The following is a 21,413-nucleotide window of genomic DNA, read 5'->3' on the forward strand; positions in this document are numbered from 1 at the left end:
TAACCGAAATTTAAAATAGCGGAATTAATTGATATCTGTATTGCAATGCCTTTAGATTCCCATCCCGGAGACTTTTCTTGAATTCCCCCCAGTTTTCCATCCATCCGAGCCTCAAGGGCCGCACCGTGTTCGTCACCGGCGGAGGCAGCGGCATCGGCGCGGGCATCGTTTCGGCGTTCGCGGAACAGGGCGCCCGCGTGGCCTTTGTCGACATCGCCGAGAGCGCCAGCGCGGCGCTTGCGAAGCAGATCGAGGAGGCCGGCCATGCCGCGCCGTGGTGGCGCGCCTGCGACGTGCGCGACATCGCCGCGCTGCAGAAGGCGATTGCCGATGCGGCCGCCGAACTCGGCGACTTCGCGGTGCTGGTCAACAACGTGGCGAGCGACGACCGCCACACGCTCGAATCGGTCACGCCCGACTACTACGACAATCGCATGGCCATCAACGAGCGTCCCGCGCTCTTCGCCATCCAGTCGGTGGTGCCGGGCATGAAGCGCCTGGGTTTCGGCTCCGTGGTCAACCTGGGCTCCACGGGCTGGCAGACCAAGGGCTCGGGCTACCCCTGCTACGCGATCGCGAAGTCGTCGGTGAACGGTCTCACGCGCGGCCTCGCGGTGGACCTGGGCCGCGACCGCATCCGCATCAACACCGTCTCGCCCGGCTGGGTGATGACCGAGCGTCAGGTCAAGCTGTGGCTCGACGAGGAGGGCGAGCAGTCGCTCAAGCGCAACCAGTGCCTGCCCGACAAGCTCATGCCCGAAGACATCGCACGCATGGTGCTGTTCCTCGCATCGGACGACGCGAAGATGTGCACGGCGCAGGAGTTCACCGTCGACGCCGGTTGGACCTGAAGCCGCGGCCCGCCCGGTCGCCGGTCAGTCGATCTCCATCTCCAGCTTGCGCCCGTAGACGCTGACGCTCGCCGTCTTCAGCGCCTTCAGCATCACCTTCGCCGCCGGTGACAGCAGCCGGTCGGTGCGGGTGATGATGCCGAAGGCGTCCATGTGGCAGGGCATGTCCAGCGGCAGCAGCGACACGATGCCGTGCGATGCGTAGTAGCGCGCCACGTCGGTCGCGAGCACGGCGACCATGTCGCTTTGCTGCAGCATGCGCGTGATGAAGAGCAGCGCTGGGCTTTCGATGGTGTTGGTGGGCGGCGCGAGTCCTTCCTCCTGGAACATCAGCTCGAAGCGGTGGCGCAGCACGCTGCCCGCGGGCGGCACGATCCAGCCGGCGCCCACCACGTCGCGCAGCGTGAGGCCGCTCACGCCCAGCAGCGGATGGCCGGGTCGCACCAGCGCGCACACGGGCTCCTCGCTCAGGGCTTCGTAGCGCAGCTGCGACTTGTCGTGCTCGGCGAACAGGCGCGCCACGAGGATGTCGAGCTTGCCCTGCTCCAGCCGCTCGAGCAGCACGGGACTGGTCTCGATCTCCAGCGACACGCGCAGGTCGGGCTGCTCGCGCTTGACCATTGCCACGGCCGGCGGCATCAGCGTGAGGCCGGGCGCGGTGATGGCGCCCACGTTCACCTGGCCGAAGCGGCCGGCCTTCAGCGCGGTGAGCTCGTCGTGCGCCTGGTTCAGGCTGGCGAGCGCCACGCGGGCGTGGCGGATCATGGTCTCGCCGTACCAGGTCGCCCGCATGCCGCGCGGCAGGCGTTCGAAAAGCGGCACCTCCAGCACGTCTTCCAGGTCCTTCAGCAGCTTGGAGGCGGCCGGCTGCGTCATGTTGAGCACCTGCGCCGCGCGGTGGATGTTGCCTTCCTCGGCCAGGGCCACGAGCAGCAGCAACTGGCGGGTCTTGAGGCGGGCGCGGATGAACCAGTGGTTGTAGTTGGTCATGTCTCTGGACTTCAAACAAAGGATTGACCGGGTTTTCCAGAATCCGGCGATCGATATCCATTTTGCTCAAAAAACGATTGGATCGATATCAAATCTATACATAGACTGGGGGCACTTCAAGAACAACAGAGACAAGGTCCACGCACCGGTGATCCACGGCGAGATCCATCAGAACGTGCGGCTCTACATCAACGGCCGCTGGGAAACCAGCGCGACCACCGGTGTGAGCGCCAATCCCTCGGACACCAGCGAAGTGGTGGCCGAGTACGCACGTGCCGATCGCCGCCAGGCCGAGGCCGCCATCCGCGCCGCCACCGAGGCCTTTCCCCACTGGAGCCACAGCACGCCGCAGCGGCGCGCCGACGTGCTCGACCGCATCGGCACCGAACTGCTCTCGCGCAAGGACGACCTGGGCCTGCTGCTGGCGCGCGAGGAGGGCAAGACGCTGGCCGAAGCGGTGGCCGAAGTGGCGCGCTCGGGCCAGATATTCAAGTTCTTCGCGGGCGAAGCGATGCGCGGCGGTGGCGGCGAGAACGTGGCCTCGGTGCGCGCCGGCGTGCAGGTCGACGTCACGCGTGAACCGGTGGGCGTGGTGGGGCTCATCACGCCGTGGAACTCGCCCTTCGTCGTTCCCGCATGGAAGATCGCGCCCGCGCTGGCCCATGGCAACAGCGTGGTGTTCAAGCCGGCCGAGCTGGTGTCGGCCTGCGGCTGGGCGCTGGCCGAGATCATCAGCCGCGCCGCATTGCCGGCTGGTGCCTTCAACCTCGTGATGGGCAGCGGCCGCGAAGTGGGGCAGGCGCTGGTCGACAGCCCGCTGGTCGATGCGCTGAGCTTCACGGGTTCGATGGCCAACGGCGAGCGCGTCCTGCAGGCGGCGGCCGCGCGGCGCGCCAAGGTGCAGCTGGAGACCGGTGGCAAGAACGCGCTGGTGGTGCTGGCCGATGCCGACCTCGACCGTGCCGTCGACTGCGCCGTGCAGGGCGCATATTTTTCCGCGGGCCAGCGCTGCACCGCGTCGAGCCGGCTCATCGTCGAATCGGCGGTGCACGACGCCTTTGTGGCCAAGCTGCGCCAGCGCCTGAAGACACTGAAGATCGGCCACGCGCTGGAGCGCGGCGTCGATATCGGTCCCGTGGTCGACGAAGAGCGCTTCGCACAGGATCTCGCCTGGGTCGACACCGCACGCGAAGAAGGCGCCGAGCACGTGTGGGGCGGCGAGGCGCTGGAGCGCGCCACCACCGGCCACTACATCAGCCCTGCGCTCTTCCTCGCCAAGCCCTCGCACCGCATCGCGCGCGAGGAGATCTTCGGCCCGCTGGCCTGCGTGCTGCGCGCCGACGACTACGACGAGGCGCTCGCGCTGTGCAACGACACGCCCTTCGGCCTGTGCGCGGGCATCTGCACCAATTCGCTGAAGCACGCGATGCATTTCAGGCGCCATGCCGTGGTCGGCATGACGATGGTCAATCTGCCGACCGCGGGGGTGGACTTCCACGTGCCCTTCGGCGGCCGCAAGGGGTCGGGCTACGGGCCGCGCGAACAAGGGCGCCACGCCGCGGAGTTCTACACGACGGTGAAGACCGGCTACATGCTGGCCTGAGCCGGACGGGGTTTCACTACGTCAACAGCAACGCCGACAGGCAAATCCTCGGAATCATCAAGAAGGAGACATTCCCATGACCATGAATCGCCGCACCCTCAACACCGCCCTGGCCGCCGCCGCGCTCGGCGGACTGCTGCCCGCTTCCGTACTCGCGCAGAAGAAGCTGGTGCTCGGCTTCGCGCAGGTGGGCGCCGAGAGCGAATGGCGCACCGCCAACACCGAGTCGATCAAGTCCTCCGCCAAGGAGGCCGGCATCGAGCTCAAGTTCTCCGATGCGCAGCAGAAGCAGGAGAACCAGATCAAGGCCATCCGCTCGTACATCGCGCAGAAGGTGGACGTGATCGCCTTCTCGCCGGTGGTCGAGTCGGGCTGGGAAACGGTGCTGCGCGAGGCCAAGGCCGCGAAGATCCCGGTGGTGCTGACCGACCGCTCCGTCAACACCAAGGACGATTCGCTCTACGTGACCTTCATGGGCTCCGACTTCACCGAGGAAGGCCGCAAGGCCGGCCGCTGGCTGGTGGAGAAGATGAAGGACCAGAAGGGCGACGTGAACATCGTCGAGCTGCAGGGCACCGTGGGCTCGGCACCGGCCATCGACCGCAAGAAGGGCTTCGAGGAAATCATCAAGGCCGACCCGAAGTTCAAGATCATCCGCTCGCAGACCGGCGACTTCACGCGCGCCAAGGGCAAGGAGGTGATGGAAGCGTTCCTGAAGGCCGAGGGCAAGAAGATCAATGTGCTCTACGCGCACAACGACGACATGGCCATCGGCGCGATCCAGGCCATCGAGGAAGCCGGCCTGAAGCCCGCGAAGGACATCGTGATCATCTCCATCGACGGCGTGAAGGGCGCCTTCGAGGCCATGATCGCCGGCAAGCTCAACGTGTCGGTGGAGTGCAGCCCGCTGCTCGGCCCGCAGCTGATGCAGGCGGTGAAGGACATCAAGGACGGCAAGACGCTGCCCAAGCGCATCGTGACGGTCGAGAGCATCTTCCCGATGGAAGTCGCGGCAAAGGAATTCCCCAACCGGAAGTATTGAGTACTCCCCCAGGCTGCGCGGCACTTCGTGTCCGCTTCGCCACCCCCCTCGCCGGGGGCAACACCTGCGGCCCGGCAAAGCCGGTTCCGCGGTGTTCCTGGAAAAGATACAGCACCCATTGAAAAAACGGATCGAACCATGAAACGCAACTTCCTCAAGGCATCGCTCGCAGGCGTCGCACTGGCCATCGTCGGCTTCTCGCCGCTGGCCAGCGCGCAGGACAAGGGCCTGATCGCCATCTCCATGCCCACCAAATCGTCGGCGCGCTGGATCGCCGACGGCGCCAACATGGTCAAGTACTTCAAGGACAAGGGCTACAAGACCGACCTGCAGTACGCCGAAGACGACATTCCGAACCAGCTCGCGCAGATCGAGAACATGGTGACCAAGGGCTCGAAGGTGCTGGTCATCGCGGCCATCGACGGCACCACGCTGTCGGACGTGCTGCAGAAGGCGGCCGACAAGGGCGTGAAGGTCATCGCCTACGACCGGCTCATCAAGGGCTCGAAGAACGTCGACTACTACGCCACCTTCGACAACTTCCAGGTCGGCGTGCTGCAGGCGCAGTCGATCGAGGCGGCGCTGGGCCTGAAGAGCGGCAAGGGTCCGTTCAACATCGAGCTGTTCGGCGGCTCGCCCGACGACAACAACGCCTTCTTCTTCTACAACGGCGCGATGTCGGTGCTCGACCCCTACATCAGGAGCGGCAAGCTGGTGGTGCGCAGCAAGCAGATGGGCATGGACAAGGTCGGCACGCTGCGCTGGGACGGCGCGGTGGCGCAGGCGCGCATGGACAACCTGCTGTCGGCCTTCTACACCAAGGACCGCGTCGACGCGGTGCTGTCGCCGTACGACGGCCTGTCCATCGGCATTCTTTCGTCGCTCAAGGGCGTGGGCTACGGCTCGGCCTCGCAGCCGATGCCCATCGTGTCGGGGCAGGACGCCGAGATCCCCTCGGTGAAGTCGATCCTGCGCAAGGAGCAGACCTCGACCGTGTTCAAGGACACGCGCGAGCTGGCCAAGGTGACCGTGTCGATGGTGGACGCGATGCTCTCGGGCAAGACGCCCGAGGTGAACGACACCAAGACCTACAACAACGGCATCAAGGTCGTGCCCTCGTACCTGCTGAAGCCGGTGAGCGTGGATGCATCGAACTGGAAGCAGGTGCTGGTCGACAGCGGCTACTACAAGGAAAGCCAGATCAAGTGAGCATGCAGGGCAGCAGCGACGGTGCCGGCGCCATCCTCGAGATGCGCGGCATCACCAAGACGTTCCCCGGCGTGAAGGCGCTGAGCAACGTCAACCTCAGCGTGCGCGCCGGGGAGATCCACGCGGTGGTCGGCGAGAACGGCGCGGGCAAGTCGACGCTCATGAAGGTCTTGAGCGGCGTCTACCCGTGCGACTCGTACACCGGCGAGATCTTCTTCGAGGGCGAGGAGCGCCGCTTCAGGGGCATCGCCGACAGCGAGAAGCTCGGGATCATCATCATCCACCAGGAGCTGGCGCTGGTGCCGCTGCTGTCCATTGCAGAGAACATCTTCCTCGGCAACGAGCTTGCCAACGGCGCGGGCGTGATCGACTGGTTCGCCGCCTATGCGAGAACGCGCGAGCTGCTCGCCAAGGTGGGCCTGAAGGAGCCGCCCACCACGCTGGTGACCGACCTGGGCGTGGGCAAGCAGCAGCTGGTGGAAATCGCCAAGGCGCTGGCCAAGGAGGTGAAGCTGCTGATCCTCGACGAGCCCACCGCCAGCCTCAACGAGAACGACAGCGACGCGCTGCTGATGCTGCTGCTGGAGCTCAAGCGCCAGGGCATCGCGTCGATCCTCATCTCGCACAAGCTCAACGAGATCGCCAAGGTGGCCGACTCCATCACTGTGCTGCGCGACGGCGCGACCGTGGAGACCATGGACTGCCGTGGCCAGCCGATCAGCGAGGACCGCATCATCCGCGGCATGGTCGGGCGCGACATGGCGCACCGCTATCCACAGCGCGATCCGAAGATCGGGCAGACGGTGTTCGAGGTGCGCGACTGGCGCGTGCACCACGCGCTGCACGCCGACCGCGAGCAGATCAAGGGCGTGAGCCTGAATGTGCGCCAGGGCGAGATCGTCGGGATCGCGGGCCTCATGGGCGCGGGCCGCACCGAGCTGGCCATGAGCGTCTTCGGCAAGTCCTACGGCCAGCGCATCAGCGGCTCGGTGTTCATGCACGGCAAGCCGGTAGACGTGAGCACGGTGCGCAAGGCCATCGACCACGGCATCGCCTACGTCACCGAAGACCGCAAGGGGCTCGGGCTGGTGCTGGAGGAAGACATCCGCAAGAACATCAGCCTCGCGAACCTGGATGCGATCGCCGACAAGTCGGTGATCGACCACGGGCGCGAGTTCAAGGTGGCCAACGAGTACCGCAAGGCGCTCAACATCCGCTGCTCGGGCATCGAGCAGTTGGTGGTCAACCTTTCAGGCGGCAACCAGCAGAAGGTGGTGTTGAGCAAGTGGCTCTTCACGAAGCCCGAGCTGCTGATCCTCGACGAGCCCACGCGCGGCATCGACGTGGGCGCCAAGTACGAGATCTACACCATCATTGACAGGCTTGCCAGCGAGGGCAAGGGCATTCTCATGATTTCTTCCGAACTGCCGGAGCTGCTCGGCATGTGCGACCGCATCTACGTGATGAACGAGGGGCGCTTCGTCGCCGAGTTTCCGGCTGCAGAAGCCTCGCAGGAGCGCATCATGCATGCCATCGTGAGTTCGGGGAGTTCCGTCCATGTCCCAGCCTGAAGTCAATACGGTGAAGACCGCCGTGCCCGTGGCGGAGGGGGCGTCGGCGAAGCTGCATGCCGGCTTCCTGAAGAACAACCTGCGCGAATACGGCATGCTGATCTCGCTGGTCGCGATCATGGTGCTGTTCCAGGTGCTGACCGACGGCACGCTGCTGCGGCCGCTGAACCTCACCAACCTGCTGCTGCAGAACAGCTACGTGGTCATCATGGCGCTGGGCATGCTGCTGGTGATCGTGGCGGGGCACATCGACCTGTCGGTGGGCTCGGTGTGCGGCTTCATCGGCGCGCTGGCGGCGGTGCTGATGGTGGAGTACGACTGGCACTTCGTGCCGACGGCGCTGGTGAGCATCCTCGCGGGCGCGGTCATCGGCGCGGCACAGGGCTGGTTCGTGGCCTTCCGCAAGATCCCTTCTTTCATCGTCACGCTCGCGGGCATGCTGGTGTTCAAGGGGCTCACGCTGGCGCTGCTGGCGGGGCAGTCGGTAGGGCCGTTCCCGGTGGAGTTCCAGCGGTTGAGCTCGGGCTTCATTCCCGACCCGCTGGGCGGCGACGCCTTCCGCACCACCTCGCTGATCGTGGGCGCGCTGGCCGCCGTGGCGCTGGTGTTCTTCAAGATGCGCGGGCGCGCCAAGCTGGCGGCGCACGGCATGGAGCAGGAGCCCTACGCCTTCTTCCTGGTGAAGAACCTGTTCTTCGCGGCCATCATCCTGTTCTTCAGCTACCTGCTGTCGACATACAAGGGCCTGCCCAACGTGCTGATCGTGATGGCGGTGCTGATCGTGGTGTACGACTTCGTCACCAACCGCACCACCGTCGGGCGGCGCATCTACGCGCTGGGCGGCAACGAGAAGGCGGCGCGCCTGTCGGGCGTGAAGACGCAGCGGCTCGCGTTCCTCACCTTCGTGAACATGGGCGCGCTGGCGGCGCTGGCGGGCCTGGTGTTCGCGGCGCGGCTCAACACCGCCACGCCCAAGGCCGGCCTGGGCTTCGAGCTCGACGTGATCGCGGCCTGCTTCATCGGCGGCGCCTCGGCTTCGGGCGGCGTGGGCAAGGTGATGGGCGCGGTGATCGGCGCCTTCATCATGGGCGTGATGAACAACGGCATGTCGATCCTGGGCATCGGCATCGACTACCAGCAGGTCATCAAGGGACTGGTGCTGCTGGCGGCGGTGTTCATCGACGTCTACAACAAGAACAAGTGACGCACGGCACATGGCAGACGCAAGCCCCAGCTCCGGCCCCGTTCTCCAGCTCCGGGGCATCCACAAGCAGTTCGGCGGCATCCCGGTGCTGCGCGACGTGCGGCTCGACCTGTATCCGGGCGAGATCCACGCGCTCATGGGGCAGAACGGCGCGGGCAAGTCGACGCTGATCAAGGTGCTCACCGGCGTGCTGCCGTCCAGCGGCGGCGAGATGCTGCTCGAGGGCAAGCCGATCCGGGCCCATTCGCCGCTGGAGGCGCAGAAGCTGGGCATCAGCACCGTCTACCAGGAAGTGAACCTGTGTCCGAACCTCTCGGTGGCGGAGAACGTGTTCGCCGGGCGCTATCCGCGCAAGGGCGTGGCGCAGGGCTTCCGCATCGACTGGGCCGCGGTGAACCGGCGCGCCGAAGAGCTCTTGGCGCGCATCGGGCTCGACATCGACGTGACCCGGCTGCTGTCGAGCTACTCGGTGGCGGTGCAGCAGATGGTGGCCATCGCGCGGGCGCTGGGCGTGTCGTCGAAGGTGCTGATCCTCGACGAGCCCACCTCCAGCCTCGACGACGACGAGGTCGAGAAGCTCTTCGACGTGCTGCGGCGGCTGCGCGCCGAGGGGCTGGCCATCGTCTTCGTGACTCACTTCCTCAACCAGATGTACGCGGTGTCGGACCGCATCACGGTGCTGCGCAACGGCGCATGGATCGGCGAGTGGAAGGCGGCCGACCTCGGGCCGCAGGCGCTGATCGCCGCGATGCTCGGGCGCGAGCTCGCGGCGCAGTCGGCACGGCCGGCCGCGCTGCCTGCGTTCGACGAGGCCGCGCCCGCGCTGCTCCAGATCGAGGGGCTCGGGCAGGCAGGCCAGCTGCAGGCGACCGACCTGCGCGTGCGCGCGGGCGAGGTCGTCGGCATCGCGGGCCTGCTCGGCGCCGGCCGCACGGAGCTCGCGCGGCTGCTGTTCGGGCTGGAGACGCCGGACCGCGGCGTGCTCAAGGTCGACGGCCGCAGCCTCAGTTTCTCGAATCCGTCCGACGCGATCCGTGAAGGCCTGGCGCTGTGCCCCGAGGAGCGCAAGACGGACGGCATCGTCGCCGAGCTGTCGGTGCGCGAGAACATCGCGCTGGCGCTGCAGGCACGGCTGGGCACGAAGCGTTTTCTCTCGCATGCGGAGCAGACGGCGATGGCGGAGAAATTCGTCGCATCGCTCGGCATCAAGACGGCGAGCGTCGAGACGCCGATCGGGCTGCTCTCGGGCGGCAACCAGCAGAAGGCCGTGATCGCGCGCTGGCTCGCAACCGAGCCGCGCCTGCTGATCCTCGACGAGCCCACGCGCGGCATCGACGTGGCGGCCAAGCAGGAGATCATGGAAGAGATCCTGCGGCTGGCGAAGGCCGGCATGGCGGTGATCTTCATCTCCTCGGAGATGAGCGAGGTGGTGCGCGTGGCGCATCGCATCGTGGTGCTGCGCGACAGGAAGAAGGTGGGCGAGCTGCCGGGCGGCTCGACCGAGGACGAGGTGTACGAAATGATTGCCGCGGCATGACGAACCCCAGGAACCCCATCTCGGCCGCGATGCATCACCGCCTCGCCTGGCCCATCGTCACACTGCTGCTCCTGCTGGCGGTGAACACCGTCTTCAACGCCAGCTTCCTGCACCTCGAATGGCGCGAAGGCCATCTCTACGGCAGCCTCGTCGACATCCTCAACCGCGCCGCACCGCTGGTGTTGGTGTCGCTTGGCATGACTCTGGTGATCGCCACCCGCGGCATCGACATCTCGGTGGGCGCCGTGGTGGCCATCGCGGCGGCGCTCGCGGCGTGGATGATCGGCGGATCGGTGTCCAGCGATACGAGCCGCTTTCCGATGCCGCTCGCGATCCTCGCGGCCATCGGCATCGCGCTGGTGTGCGGGCTGTGGAACGGCCTGCTGGTGGCGAAGGTGGGCATGCAGCCGATCATCGCGACGCTGATCCTGATGGTGGCAGGCCGTGGCATCGCGCAGCTGATCGCCGACGGGCAGATCATCACCATCTACTACAAGCCCTTCTTCTTCCTCGGCAGCGGTTACCTGCTGGGGCTGCCGTTCTCGCTGTTCATCGTAGGGGCGGTGTTCGTGCTGCTGTATCTCGCCATCACGCGCACCGCACTCGGGCTTTTCATCCAGGCCGTGGGCATCAACCCGACGGCGGCGCGCGTGGCGGGGGTGCAGGCGCGGCGGCTGATCGTGGGGGCGTACGCCTTCTGCGGCGCTTGCGCGGGCGTGGCGGGGCTTCTCATCAGCTCCAACGTCAAGAGCGCGGACGGCAACAACGCGGGCCAGCTCATCGAGCTCGACGCGATCCTCGCAGTGACGCTCGGCGGAACCGCGCTCACGGGCGGGCGCTTCAGCCTCGTGGGCAGCGTGATCGGCGCGCTCATCATCCAGACGCTGACCTACGCGATCTACTCGCTGGGCGTGCCGCCGGAGATCAACCTGGTGGTGAAGGCGGGCGTGGTGTTCGTGGTGATGCTGCTGCAGTCGCCGGAGTTCAGGTCGCAGGTTCGCACGCTGGTGCAGCGGCCGGCGCATGAAGGAGCGAAGGCATGAGCGCGGTGATCGAGGTTGCACCCTCACCCCAACCCTCTCCCGCGCACGGGAGAGGGGGCAAGAGGGGGCTCAATCCCAAGTACCTGCCGTTGGCGGCGACCGTCTCGCTGTTCGTGCTGGTGGCCACGCTGGGTTCGGTGTTCTACGACGGCTTCTTCTCGGCGCAGGTCTTCCTCAACCTGCTGATCGACAACGCCTTCCTCATCGTCGTGGCGGTGGGCATGACCTTCGTGATCCTCTCCGGCGGCATCGACCTCTCGGTGGGATCGGTGATCGCGCTCACCACCATGGTGTCGGCCTCGCTGGTCGAGAAGCACGGCTGGAGCCCCGGCATCGTGATTCCGCTGGTGCTGGCGATGGGCACGGCATTCGGCGCCTTCATGGGCGTGCTCATCGAGCGCTTCAGGCTGCAGCCCTTCATCGTCACTCTGGCGGGCATGTTCCTGGCGCGGGGGCTTTGCTACCTCATCAGCATCGACTCGATCAGCATCACCAACGAGTTCTACTCGGAGGTCTCGCAGATCCGCATTCCCATCTGGGGCGAGGCGTCGGTGTCCATCAGCGCGGTGATCGCCATCGCGGTGCTGCTGGCGGCGATCTTCCTTGCGCACTGCACTCCGTTCGGGCGCGCGGTGTACGCCATCGGCGGCAGCGAGCAGTCGGCAACCCTGATGGGCCTGCCGGTGCGGCGCACGCTGATCGGCGTGTACACGCTCTCGGGCTTCTGCTCGGCGCTCGCGGGCGTGATCTTCACTTTCTACATGCTCTCGGGCTACGGCCTGCATGCGGTCGGGCTGGAGCTCGACGCGATCGCGGCGGTGGTGATCGGCGGCACGCTGCTCACCGGAGGCGTGGGCTACGTGGCGGGCACGCTCTTCGGCGTGCTGATGCTGGGCATCATCCAGACGCTCATTTCCTTCGACGGCACGCTGAGCTCGTGGTGGACGCGCATCGTCGTCGGCGCGCTGCTGTTCGTGTTCTGCCTGCTGCAGCGCTTCTTCACGTCGCGCACGCCACGGCGCTGACCTTCTTTTTTCTCCCTCTCTCCCCTCAGGACAACTCGCATGCCGGACACCCCTCCGAAGAAACTGCGCTCGACCGAATGGTTCGGCTCGGCCGACAAGAATGGCTTCATGTACCGAAGCTGGATGAAGAACCAGGGCATCCCGGACCATGAATTCGATGGCCGCCCGATCATCGGCATCTGCAACACCTGGTCGGAGCTCACGCCCTGCAACGCGCACTTCCGCAAGATCGCCGAGCACGTGAAGCGCGGCATCTCGGAGGCGGGCGGCTTCCCGGTGGAGTTCCCGGTGTTCTCCAACGGCGAATCGAACCTGCGGCCCACCGCGATGCTCACGCGCAACCTCGCGAGCATGGACGTGGAAGAAGCGATTCGCGGCAATCCGGTCGATGCGGTGGTGCTGCTCACGGGCTGCGACAAGACCACGCCCGCGCTGCTGATGGGCGCGGCCAGCTGCGACATCCCGGCCATCGTGGTCACCGGCGGGCCGATGCTCAACGGCAAGCTCGAGGGCAAGAACATCGGCTCGGGCACGGCCGTGTGGCAGCTGCACGAATCTCTGAAGGCGGGCGAGATCAACCTGCACCAGTTCCTCTCGGCCGAAGGCGGCATGTCGCGCTCGGCCGGCACCTGCAACACCATGGGCACGGCCTCGACGATGGCCTGCATGGCCGAGGCGCTGGGTACCTCGCTGCCGCACAACGCGGCGATTCCGGCGGTCGACGCGCGGCGCTACGTGCTCGCGCAGATGTCGGGCATGCGCGCCGTGGAGATGGCGAAGGAGGGGCTCACGCTGTCGAAGATCCTCACGCGCGAGGCCTTCGAGAACGCGATCCGCGTGAACGCAGCCATCGGCGGATCGACCAACGCGGTGATCCACCTGAAGGCGATCGCCGGGCGCATCGGCGTCGAGCTGGAGCTGGAAGACTGGACGCGCATCGGCAGCAACACGCCGACCATCGTCGACCTGATGCCATCGGGCCGCTTCCTGATGGAGGAGTTTTATTACGCGGGCGGCCTGCCCGCGGTGCTGCGCCGGCTCGGCGAAGCCAACCTGCTGCCGCACCCCGGCGCGCTCACGGTGAACGGCCAGTCGCTCTGGGACAACGTGCGCGATGCGCCCAGCCTCGACGACGAGGTGATCCGTCCGCTCGACAAGCCGTTGATCGCCGACGGCGGCATCCGCATCCTGCGCGGCAATCTCTCGCCGCGCGGCGCGGTGCTCAAGCCCTCGGCCGCGTCGCCGGAGCTGCTGAAGCACCGCGGGCGCGCGGTGGTGTTCGAGAACCTGGAGCACTACAAGGAGCGCATCGTTGACGAGAACCTCGACGTCGATGCCAGCTCGATCCTCGTGATGAAGAACTGCGGCCCCAAGGGCTACCCCGGCATGGCCGAGGTCGGCAACATGGGGCTGCCGCCGAAGCTGCTGCGCCAGGGCATCAAGGACATGGTGCGCATCTCCGACGCGCGCATGAGCGGCACGGCCTATGGCACCGTGGTGCTGCACGTCGCGCCCGAGGCGGCCGACGGCGGGCCGCTGGCGGCGGTGCGCGACGGCGACTGGATCGAGCTCGACTGCGACGCTGGCCGCCTGCACCTCGACATCAGCGACGAGGAGCTCGCTTCGCGCCTGGCTTCGCTCACAGCGTCCGACAAGCAGCCGATGAGCACGCGCGGCGGCGGCTACCAGAAGCTCTACGTCAACCACGTGCTGCAGGCCGACGAGGGCTGCGACTTCGACTTCCTGGTCGGCTGCCGCGGCGCGGCCGTTCCCCGCCATTCACACTGATCCATCCCCAGACACTATGACCCCCAGATACCGCGGCATCTTCCCGGTGGTGCCCACCACCTTCACCGAACAGGGCGCGCTCGATCTCGAAAGCCAGAAGCGCTGCGTCGACTTCATGATCGAAGCGGGTTCCGACGGGCTTTGCATCCTGGCGAACTTCTCGGAGCAGTTCGTGCTGTCCGACGAGGAGCGCGAGGTGCTCACCCGCACCATCCTCGAACACGTGAAGGGCCGCGTGCCAGTGATCGTGACCACCACGCACTACAGCACCAAGGTCTGTGCCGAGCGCAGCCGCCGCGCGCAGGACATGGGCGCGGCGATGCTGATGGTGATGCCGCCCTATCACGGCGCCACCTTCCGCGTGCCCGAGCCGCAGATCTACGAGTTCTATGCGCGGCTGTCGGACGCGGTGGACATTCCCATCATGATCCAGGACGCGCCGGCCAGCGGCACGGTGCTGTCGGCGCCGTTCCTCGCGCGCATGGCGAAGGAGATCGAGCAGGTGGCGTACTTCAAGATCGAGACGCCCGGTGCCGCATCGAAGCTGCGGGAGCTGATCCGCCTGGGCGGCGATGCGATCGAGGGCCCGTGGGACGGCGAGGAAGCCATCACGCTGATGCCTGACCTCGATGCCGGCGCAACAGGCTCGATGACGGGAGGCGGTTATCCGGACGGCATCCGCCCGATCATCGAGGCGCACCGCTTAGGCGACAGCGACAAGGCCTTTGCGCTTTATCAGCAGTGGCTGCCGCTCATCAACTACGAGAACCGCCAGGCGGGTCTGCTGGCCTGCAAGTCGCTGATGAAGGAAGGCGGCGTGATCGCCTGCGAGGCACCGCGGCACCCCTTGCCGGCGATGCACCCCGACACGCGCGCGGGCCTGATCGAAACCGCCAAGCGGCTCGATCCGCTGGTGCTGCGCTGGGGGAAGTAGCGGAGAGAAAAAGAGAGGGAAGGACAGCGCGACGGCACCGCCGCGCTGAACAGAGACAGAAGCTGAGGCCGCTCAGGCCTTGGCTTCGCTGGGGTTCGCTTCTTTCGCACCCTTTGCGTTTTCTTCGAGTTCGCTGACCTGCAGCGACAGGTCGAACAGCTTGGACTTGCTGGCGTAGTAGCGGTCCAGGCGCCACTCCTTCAGGATGTCCATGGCGAGCTGGAAGCTCTTGTAGTCGAGTTCGTAAAGCGTGATGAGTTCGAAGCTGCGTTCGGACTCGAGGGCCAGCACGAGCTGGGCCAGGATCTTGGCCGATTCGTTGGCCGGGTCCGTTTCGATGAATCGGCGAGCGACCTTGATGGCATTCATGAAAAAGGGTTCCTCGGTAGGCAGGGACCGGGAACTATAGCTAGCAGCCTGCGGGCTTTTATGACAGAAATATGACAGTAAGGGCATCGCCATCCCCGTGGAAATGGCGATGCCCCTGCTTGCTGAAGCCTGCTAGCCGATCAGCGCATGGGAGCCGGCATCGGCCGGGGCATGGGCGTCGGCTGCGGCTCCATCACGGGCGCCGGCGCTGGCAGCGGCACCACGGTGGTGGTGACCGATTCGCGGATCACGCCGCCGCCCATCACGCTGCCGTCCACGCTGGCCGTGGTGTTGCCCATGCTGCCGAGCACGCGCGCCTCGCAGGCGGCGCGGTCGGCGGGCTGCTGCAGGCCGCAGCGCGCGAGCGCATTGGCGCGGTAGTCGGGCGCGCTGGTCAGGCCGCCTTGTGCAGCGGCCTGGCGTGCGGCGCCGGCTTCGCGGATGCAGGCGGCGCGGTCCTGCTGGTTGTGGCCGCAGACGGCGAGTTCCTGCTGATAGGTGCTGGAAGACTCACCGCGCTTGGGCGGGGCGGCCGAGGCGGCGGCTGAGACTGTCAGCGCCCCGACGGCGAGCACGGTGAAGAGCATCGAACGCTTGTTGCTTTTCATGTATGACTCCTTGAGGTGAGCTGGATGACCAGGGAGAAGTTGGACTGTGCGCAGCGGCCCGGGTTCACGCATTGACCCTGCCGCTTGTATCGACGTATCAACGCGCCGGCGCAGGTTGAGGCGGAAGCGGCGTCACGGTCTCGCGGATCACGCCGCCGCCCATCACGCTGCCTTCGGTGGTGGTGCGCGGGCCGCCCTTGATGCGGGCTTCGCAGTCGGGCTGTTCGGCGGCGGGGAGTTCGCTGCAGCGCGCGAGCGAATTGACCTGTTCCCGCGCGGGGCTGGGGCTGGTGAGTCCGCCGCGCCCGGCTTCCTGGCGCGCGGCGCCGGCTTCGCGCAGGCAGGCTGCGCGGTCCTGCTGTACGCCGTCGCAGGCCGCGCGCTCCTTCTGCATGCGGGCGTCGCTGCCTGCGCTGCCTGCGGCCTGTGCGCTGGCGGTCTGCGCGCCGAAGGCGATGAAGCCACTGGCGGCGAAGAGTGCCGTGGCGGAAAGAATGGAACGAAGGCTTGTTCTCATGAGGGCTCCTGTGAATGCACGCCCCTCCAGGAGGGTGCGTGACCGGAGCCTCAGTGTGCTGTCGGGGGCGGGCGGTGGCTGTGGGACAGCCGCACGCCGCCGAACGGGCCGGACTCGCCCCTGCGTGTGGGACGTGTCCGGCAAGGCCGGCTTCAGCCGGCGGCGATGCGCTGGGCCAGGTGAGCGAGCGCTTCCTCGACCTGGTCGACGAGGATCAGCGAGAGATCGCCCGGCTGCAGGCGCGCCAGCGCGGCGTCGATGGCCACGAACTCGCCGCGGATCTCGTCGACGTAGCGCGTGCGGGCCGCGCCCTGCAGGCCCTGGCGCAGCAGCGCCATGACTTCGCCGTCGGCACGGCCGCGCTGGGCCGCATCCTGGTACAGGATCACGTCGTCGAAGGCTTCGCCGAGGATGGCCGTCTGGTCGCGGATGTCGGAGTCGCGCCGGTCCCCCGCGCCGCTGATGACCACCGAGCGCTTCTTCGCCGGCATGGTGTCCACGGCCGACACCAGCGCGCGCATGGCGTCGGTGTTGTGGCCGTAGTCGGCGATCACGGTCGCGCCGCGGTAGTCCATGACGTTGAAGCGCCCGGGCACGCCGGCCGCGTCGTTCATGAAGCTCGCGAGGCCGCTGCGGATGGTGTCCCAGTCGAGGCCCACGCCCCACGCGGCAGCCACGGCGGCCATCACGTTGTCGACCTGGAAGCCGATGCTGCCGCCGCGCGTGATGGGCACGTCGCGCAGCGGAATGCGCTCGCGCCACGAGCCTTCGGCGGCCACCAGCGTGTCCTGGTCGACGTACACGGTGCGCTTGCCCTGCGCGCGGTGCGTGGCCATCACCGGGTGCATGCGGTCGGCGGTGAAGAAGATCACGTGGCCGGGGCAGCCCGCGGCCATGGCGGCGACGTTCGCGTCGGCCGCGTTGAGCACCGCGTAGCCGTCGGGCGCCACGTTGCGCACGATCACGCGCTTGAGCACCGCGAGGTCTTCCACGGTGGTGATGTAGTTCAGGCCCAGGTGGTCGCCGCTGCCGATGTTGGTGACCACGGCCACCTGGCAGCGGTCGAAGCCCAGGCCCTCGCGCAGGATGCCGCCGCGCGCCACTTCGAACACGGCCGCGTCGACGTCGGGGTGCATCAGCACGTTGCGCGCGCTCTTGGGGCCGCTGCAGTCGCCGCTGTCGGTCTGGCGGCCGTCGACGTACACGCCGTCGGTGTTGGTCATGCCGGTGCGCAGGCCGCTCGATGCGAGCAGGTGGTTGATCAGGCGCGCGGTGGTGGTCTTGCCGTTGGTGCCGGTGACGGCCACCACGGGAATGCGGCCGTCGTCGCCATGGGCGAAGAGCGTGTCCATGACCGCCTCGCCGACCGCGCGGCCGCGGCCGAACGAAGGCGAGATGTGCATGCGCAGGCCGGGGGCGGCATTCACTTCCACCACGCCGCCGTGCTGTTCCTCGAGCGGGCGCAGCACGTTCTCGCACACCATGTCGACGCCGCAGATGTGCAGGCCGACCATCTGCGCCGCGTCGACGGCGCGCGCCGCGACTTCGGGGTGCACGGTGTCGGTCACGTCGGTGGCGGTGCCGCCGGTGGACAGGTTGGCGTTGTTGCGCAGCACCACGCGCTGGCCGCGCGCGGGCACGCTGTCGGGCGTGAGGCCCTGCGATTCGAGCCGGCCGATGGCGATGTCGTCCAGGCGGATCTTGGTGAGCGAGGTGGCATGGCCCTCGCCGCGGCGCGGGTCGAGGTTCACCGTGTCGACCAGCTGGCGCACGGTGGAGCTGCCGTCGCCGATCACCTGCGGCGGATCGCGGCGCGCGGCGGCCACGAGGCGGTCGCCCACCACCAGCAGGCGGAAGTCGAAGCCGGGCAGGAACTTCTCGACCATCACCTCGCCGTAGACCGCGGCCGATTCGTAGGCCGCGAACAGCTCCTCGCGCGAGTTGATGTTGACCGTCACACCCTTGCCCTGGTTGCCGTCCTGCGGCTTCACCACGACCGGCAGGCCGATCTCGTTGGCGGCGGCCCAGCCGTCTTCGGCGCTGCTCACGGGGCGGCCCAGCGGCACGGGCACGCCGGCGGCGTTGAGCAATTGCTTGGTCAGCTCCTTGTCCTGCGCGATCGATTCGGCCACGCCGCTGGTGCTGTCGACCTCGGCGGCCTGGATGCGGCGCTGCTTCGAACCCCAGCCGAACTGCACCAGGCTGCCGCGCGTGAGGCGGCGGAACGGAATGCCGCGCGCCACGGCCGCATCGACGATGGAACCGGTGCTCGGACCCAGGCGCTCGGATTCGTCGAGGTCGCGCAGCTCGGCGATGGCGGCTTCGGCGTCGAAGGGCGTGTCGTTCTGGGCGGCGACGATCAGCTCCTCGGCCAGCTCGGCGGCGCGGCGGCCCACGGCCTCCTCGGTGTACTGGAACAGGACCTGGTAGACGCCTTCTTCCACGGTGGGAGAGGTGTGGCCGAAGTTGACCGCGCAGCCGGCCTGGGCCTGCAGCGCGACGGCGGCGTTCTCCAGCACGTGGGCCAGCGCCAGCGGCTGGCCCAGCACCATCGGGTGCAGTTCGCCGATGGTCGGGAAGCGCGCGCGCAGGCGGTCTTCGAAACCGCTCAGCTTGCTGATGGCGTTCTCGTCGCCCTGGCAGGCCACGACCGCCTCGATGGCGGTATGGCGGCTCCAGAGATTGGGCCCGCGAAGGGCTCGGGTGCGGGTGACTTTCATGGGGCTGCGAGAGCTGCTGCTGTCTATCTGGCGAGGCGAGGATGCCTCAGACGAATTGGGGTTGGAGAGGCTGGGTCTGCGAGAGCTGCAGCGAGGCCAGCGCGGCCTGCAGGTCGGCCTCGAAGGCTTCGACGCCGGCGCCGATCAGGTTGAGCGGAATGCCCATGGCCCAGGCCGCGGCCACGGCAGCCAGCAGGCTTTCGAGGCTCACGCCGGCATGGGTGGCGCGCCACACGGTCAGGCGGCCGAGGCCCGGCAGGAACGATTCGCTGGTGCCGTTGGCCAGCACCACGCGGTCTTGCCGCACGAGCACGGCCTTGCCGCCGGCGCTCTGGTGCGTGGCGAGCGCGGGGGCCTGCGCGTCGGCCGAGTAGAGGATGACGGCGCCGTCGCACAACGGCGCGAGGCCGGCCACGCGCGCATCGGCGGCGTTCAGCACGGCCGTGCCCTCGGGCAGCACCACGTCGACCTGCGTGCGCAGCACCTTGACCATCTGGTCGCTCTCGGTGATGTCGTAGTCGGCCAGCGCTTCGCAGCCGTCGAGGTCCGTGACGATGCCGACTTCGCAGCGGTCGTACGGGAGACCGTCGCGCAGGATGGTCTCGGCGCCGTTCTCGATCACCACGGCCTGCACGGCGCGGTTCACCAGCAGGCGGTGGCCCGCTTCCCAGTTGGCGCTGTCGCGCGCGTCGACGCGGCGGCGCTCGAGGAACAGGCCGTCGCGGCAGGCCAGGCCGGTGTGGCGGCCGCCCAGGTTGATGAGCCAGGCCACCAGGCGCGCCAGCACGGCGGTGTCGCGCGAGCCGGCCACGCCGACCACGGGAATGCGCCCGGGCGCGTCGTTGGGGAACAGGTGGTCGCAGATCGCGCGGCCCACCGGGCGCGGCGAGCCGACGGCCGGCTTCAGGTGCATCAGCAGGCCGGGGCCGGCGTTGACTTCGACGATCGCGCCGCCCTGAGGGCCGAGCGACTTGGAAATGTCCTGCGCCACCAGGTCGATGCCGGCGATGTCCAGGCCCACCACGCGCGCGGCCAGCACGGCGGCGTGCGCGACTTCGGGGTGGACCAGGTCGGTGCAGTCGTTGGCCATGTTGCCGTTGCGCTGGATCGTGACCACGCGGCCGGCGGCGGGCACGGCGTCAGCGCTGAGGTCCTGGCGCTTGAGTTCGAGCTGCAGCTTGGCGTCGGTGTCGATCAGGATCACGTCGAGCGGGAACTCTTCCTCGGCGCCGCGGCGCGGGTCGCTGTTGAGCTGCTTGTCGATGAGTTCGCGCACGCTGGCCTTGCCGTCGCCGGTCACGGTGATGATCTCGCCGCGCGCGGCCGCCACCACCTCGCCGCCCACCACCAGCAGGCGGTGCTCGTGGCCGCGGATGAAGCGCTCGACCATCACGTCGCTGCCCTCGGGCTCGGCGACCGCGAAGGCGGCCATGACTTCCTCGCGCGTCGTCAGTTCGAGCGACACGCCGCGGCCATGATTCGCGTCGGAAGGCTTCACGACCACGGGCAGGCCGATGTCCTCGGCGGCTTCCCAGGCCTCTTCGGCATCGGCGACCACCTGGCCTTCGGGCACGGGCACGCCGCAGCTCGCGAGCAGCGACTTGGTCAGCTCCTTGTCGCTGGCGATGGATTCGCCGATGGCGCTGGTGTAGTCGGTCTCGGCGGTCCAGATGCGCTGCTGGTTGGCGCCGTAGCCCAGCTGCACCAGGTTGCCGCTGTTCAGCCGCATGTGGGGAATGCCGCGATCGGTGGCGGCTGCCACGATGGCGGCGGTGCTGGGGCCGAGGTAGCAGTCTTCCACCTTGGCCTTGACCGCATCGACCGCCTTCTGCACGTCGGCGGCGGTGAACGGGTCGTTGTTGATGGCCGCCATCAGCAGGCGGTGGCCCTCGGCCAGCGCCACGCGGGCGACCTGCTCGTCACGCGCGCGGAACACCATGCGGTAGACGCCGTGTTCCGAGGTGCTGCGGGTCTGGCCGAAGCCGGTCGGCATGCCCGCGAGGTTCAGCAGCTCGATGACGACGTGCTCCAGCACGTGCCCCGACCAGGTGCCTTCGGTCAGGCGCTGGATGAAGCCGCCGCGCTCGCCGACGCCGCAGTGGTGCTCGATGAGCGCCGGCAGCAGGGTGGTCAGGCGGTCGGTGAAGCCGTCGATCTTGTTGGAGGGGTAGTCTTCGAGCTGGCCCAGGTCGAGCCAGACTTCGAGGACCGGACGGTAGGTCCAGAGGTTGGGGCCGCGCAAATAATTGATGCGCAGCAGGCGGATGTCGTCGAAACGGGTCATGCAAACGTTCGATGTGCTTTGGCCGAGCACCACGGCGCCTTCAAGCGCGCCCATGGCTATCGGTCAGAATCGGCGCCCGACCTGGGGCGCCATGACGCGGTCCATGCGGCCCGCGACG

The 21,413-nt window shown here is 67.7% G+C and carries 17 protein-coding genes; 11 read left to right on the forward strand and 6 right to left on the reverse strand.

The window, feature by feature from the left end:
* Positions 1-77: 77 nt before the first annotated feature.
* Complete coding sequence (locus ACHMXA_RS09000; protein WP_395320223.1) at positions 78-851, forward strand: SDR family NAD(P)-dependent oxidoreductase; 774 nt, start codon at positions 78-80, stop codon at positions 849-851.
* Positions 852-875: 24 nt separating this feature from the next.
* Here ACHMXA_RS09000 and ACHMXA_RS09005 read toward each other — a convergent pair whose 3' ends face one another.
* Positions 876-1,841 (reverse strand): LysR family transcriptional regulator, encoded by a 966-nt coding sequence (locus tag ACHMXA_RS09005; RefSeq protein WP_395320225.1) that lies wholly within the window; start codon positions 1,839-1,841, stop codon positions 876-878.
* A gap of 148 nt (positions 1,842-1,989) precedes the next feature.
* Here ACHMXA_RS09005 and ACHMXA_RS09010 point away from each other — a divergent pair, with 148 nt between their 5' ends.
* The 10 genes from ACHMXA_RS09010 (at position 1,990) to ACHMXA_RS09055 (ending at position 14,797) form a co-directional block, all read left to right on the forward strand.
* Positions 1,990-3,444 carry an aldehyde dehydrogenase family protein gene (locus ACHMXA_RS09010; RefSeq protein ID WP_176668536.1) on the forward strand — a complete coding sequence of 485 codons (1,455 nt, stop codon included), beginning with the start codon at positions 1,990-1,992 and terminating at the stop codon, positions 3,442-3,444.
* Positions 3,445-3,520: 76 nt separating this feature from the next.
* The gene (locus ACHMXA_RS09015) at positions 3,521-4,486 is read left to right on the forward strand and encodes an ABC transporter substrate-binding protein (RefSeq protein ID WP_126025643.1); all 966 of its coding nucleotides are present in this window, start codon (positions 3,521-3,523) and stop codon (positions 4,484-4,486) included.
* 138 nt (positions 4,487-4,624) lie between these two features.
* Entirely contained in the window at positions 4,625-5,695 is a 1,071-nt protein-coding gene (chvE, locus tag ACHMXA_RS09020) for a multiple monosaccharide ABC transporter substrate-binding protein (protein WP_395320228.1), read from the forward strand.
* Positions 5,696-5,697: 2 nt separating this feature from the next.
* Positions 5,698-7,266 (forward strand): multiple monosaccharide ABC transporter ATP-binding protein, encoded by a 1,569-nt coding sequence (gene mmsA, locus ACHMXA_RS09025; RefSeq protein ID WP_395321264.1) that lies wholly within the window; start codon positions 5,698-5,700, stop codon positions 7,264-7,266.
* Positions 7,253-8,470, forward strand: a complete 1,218-nt coding sequence (gene mmsB, locus ACHMXA_RS09030) for a multiple monosaccharide ABC transporter permease (RefSeq protein WP_176668539.1) — start codon at positions 7,253-7,255, stop codon at positions 8,468-8,470. Before mmsA ends, mmsB begins: the two co-directional genes overlap by 14 nt.
* Before the next feature lie 10 nt (positions 8,471-8,480).
* Positions 8,481-10,007, forward strand: a complete 1,527-nt coding sequence (locus tag ACHMXA_RS09035) for a sugar ABC transporter ATP-binding protein (protein ID WP_395320230.1) — start codon at positions 8,481-8,483, stop codon at positions 10,005-10,007.
* Complete coding sequence (locus tag ACHMXA_RS09040) at positions 10,004-11,050, forward strand: ABC transporter permease (RefSeq protein WP_176668541.1); 1,047 nt, start codon at positions 10,004-10,006, stop codon at positions 11,048-11,050. Before ACHMXA_RS09035 ends, ACHMXA_RS09040 begins: the two co-directional genes overlap by 4 nt.
* Positions 11,047-12,075 carry a galactofuranose ABC transporter, permease protein YjfF gene (yjfF, locus tag ACHMXA_RS09045; protein ID WP_395320233.1) on the forward strand — a complete coding sequence of 343 codons (1,029 nt, stop codon included), beginning with the start codon at positions 11,047-11,049 and terminating at the stop codon, positions 12,073-12,075. Before ACHMXA_RS09040 ends, yjfF begins: the two co-directional genes overlap by 4 nt.
* A 39-nt stretch (positions 12,076-12,114) precedes the next feature.
* Positions 12,115-13,863 (forward strand): IlvD/Edd family dehydratase, encoded by a 1,749-nt coding sequence (locus ACHMXA_RS09050; protein WP_395320235.1) that lies wholly within the window; start codon positions 12,115-12,117, stop codon positions 13,861-13,863.
* 16 nt (positions 13,864-13,879) lie between these two features.
* Positions 13,880-14,797, forward strand: coding sequence for a dihydrodipicolinate synthase family protein (locus ACHMXA_RS09055; RefSeq protein WP_395320237.1), 918 nt, complete (start codon positions 13,880-13,882; stop codon positions 14,795-14,797).
* A 72-nt stretch (positions 14,798-14,869) separates the two neighbouring features.
* Here the strand turns inward: ACHMXA_RS09055 and ACHMXA_RS09060 are convergent, their stop codons facing one another.
* The 5 genes from ACHMXA_RS09060 to cphA (ACHMXA_RS09080) all read right to left on the reverse strand — a co-directional run bounded on the left by ACHMXA_RS09060 (position 14,870) and on the right by cphA (ACHMXA_RS09080) (position 21,349).
* Positions 14,870-15,166: a hypothetical protein gene (locus ACHMXA_RS09060; protein ID WP_395320239.1), complete on the reverse strand. Its 297-nt coding sequence runs from the start codon at positions 15,164-15,166 to the stop codon at positions 14,870-14,872.
* A gap of 140 nt (positions 15,167-15,306) precedes the next feature.
* Positions 15,307-15,774: a hypothetical protein gene (locus ACHMXA_RS09065; protein WP_395320241.1), complete on the reverse strand. Its 468-nt coding sequence runs from the start codon at positions 15,772-15,774 to the stop codon at positions 15,307-15,309.
* A 97-nt stretch (positions 15,775-15,871) separates the two neighbouring features.
* A complete protein-coding gene (locus ACHMXA_RS09070; protein ID WP_395320243.1) occupies positions 15,872-16,291 on the reverse strand; it encodes a hypothetical protein in 420 nt (139 codons plus the stop codon).
* A 152-nt stretch (positions 16,292-16,443) separates the two neighbouring features.
* Positions 16,444-19,011 (reverse strand): cyanophycin synthetase, encoded by a 2,568-nt coding sequence (gene cphA / locus ACHMXA_RS09075; RefSeq protein ID WP_395320245.1) that lies wholly within the window; start codon positions 19,009-19,011, stop codon positions 16,444-16,446.
* Between the two features lie 46 nt (positions 19,012-19,057).
* Positions 19,058-21,349: a cyanophycin synthetase gene (gene cphA / locus ACHMXA_RS09080; RefSeq protein WP_395320247.1), complete on the reverse strand. Its 2,292-nt coding sequence runs from the start codon at positions 21,347-21,349 to the stop codon at positions 19,058-19,060.
* Positions 21,350-21,413 lie beyond the last annotated feature (64 nt).

It is taken from the genome of Variovorax sp. UC74_104 (assembly GCF_044055375.1).
Lineage (GTDB): Bacteria > Pseudomonadota > Gammaproteobacteria > Burkholderiales > Burkholderiaceae_C > Variovorax.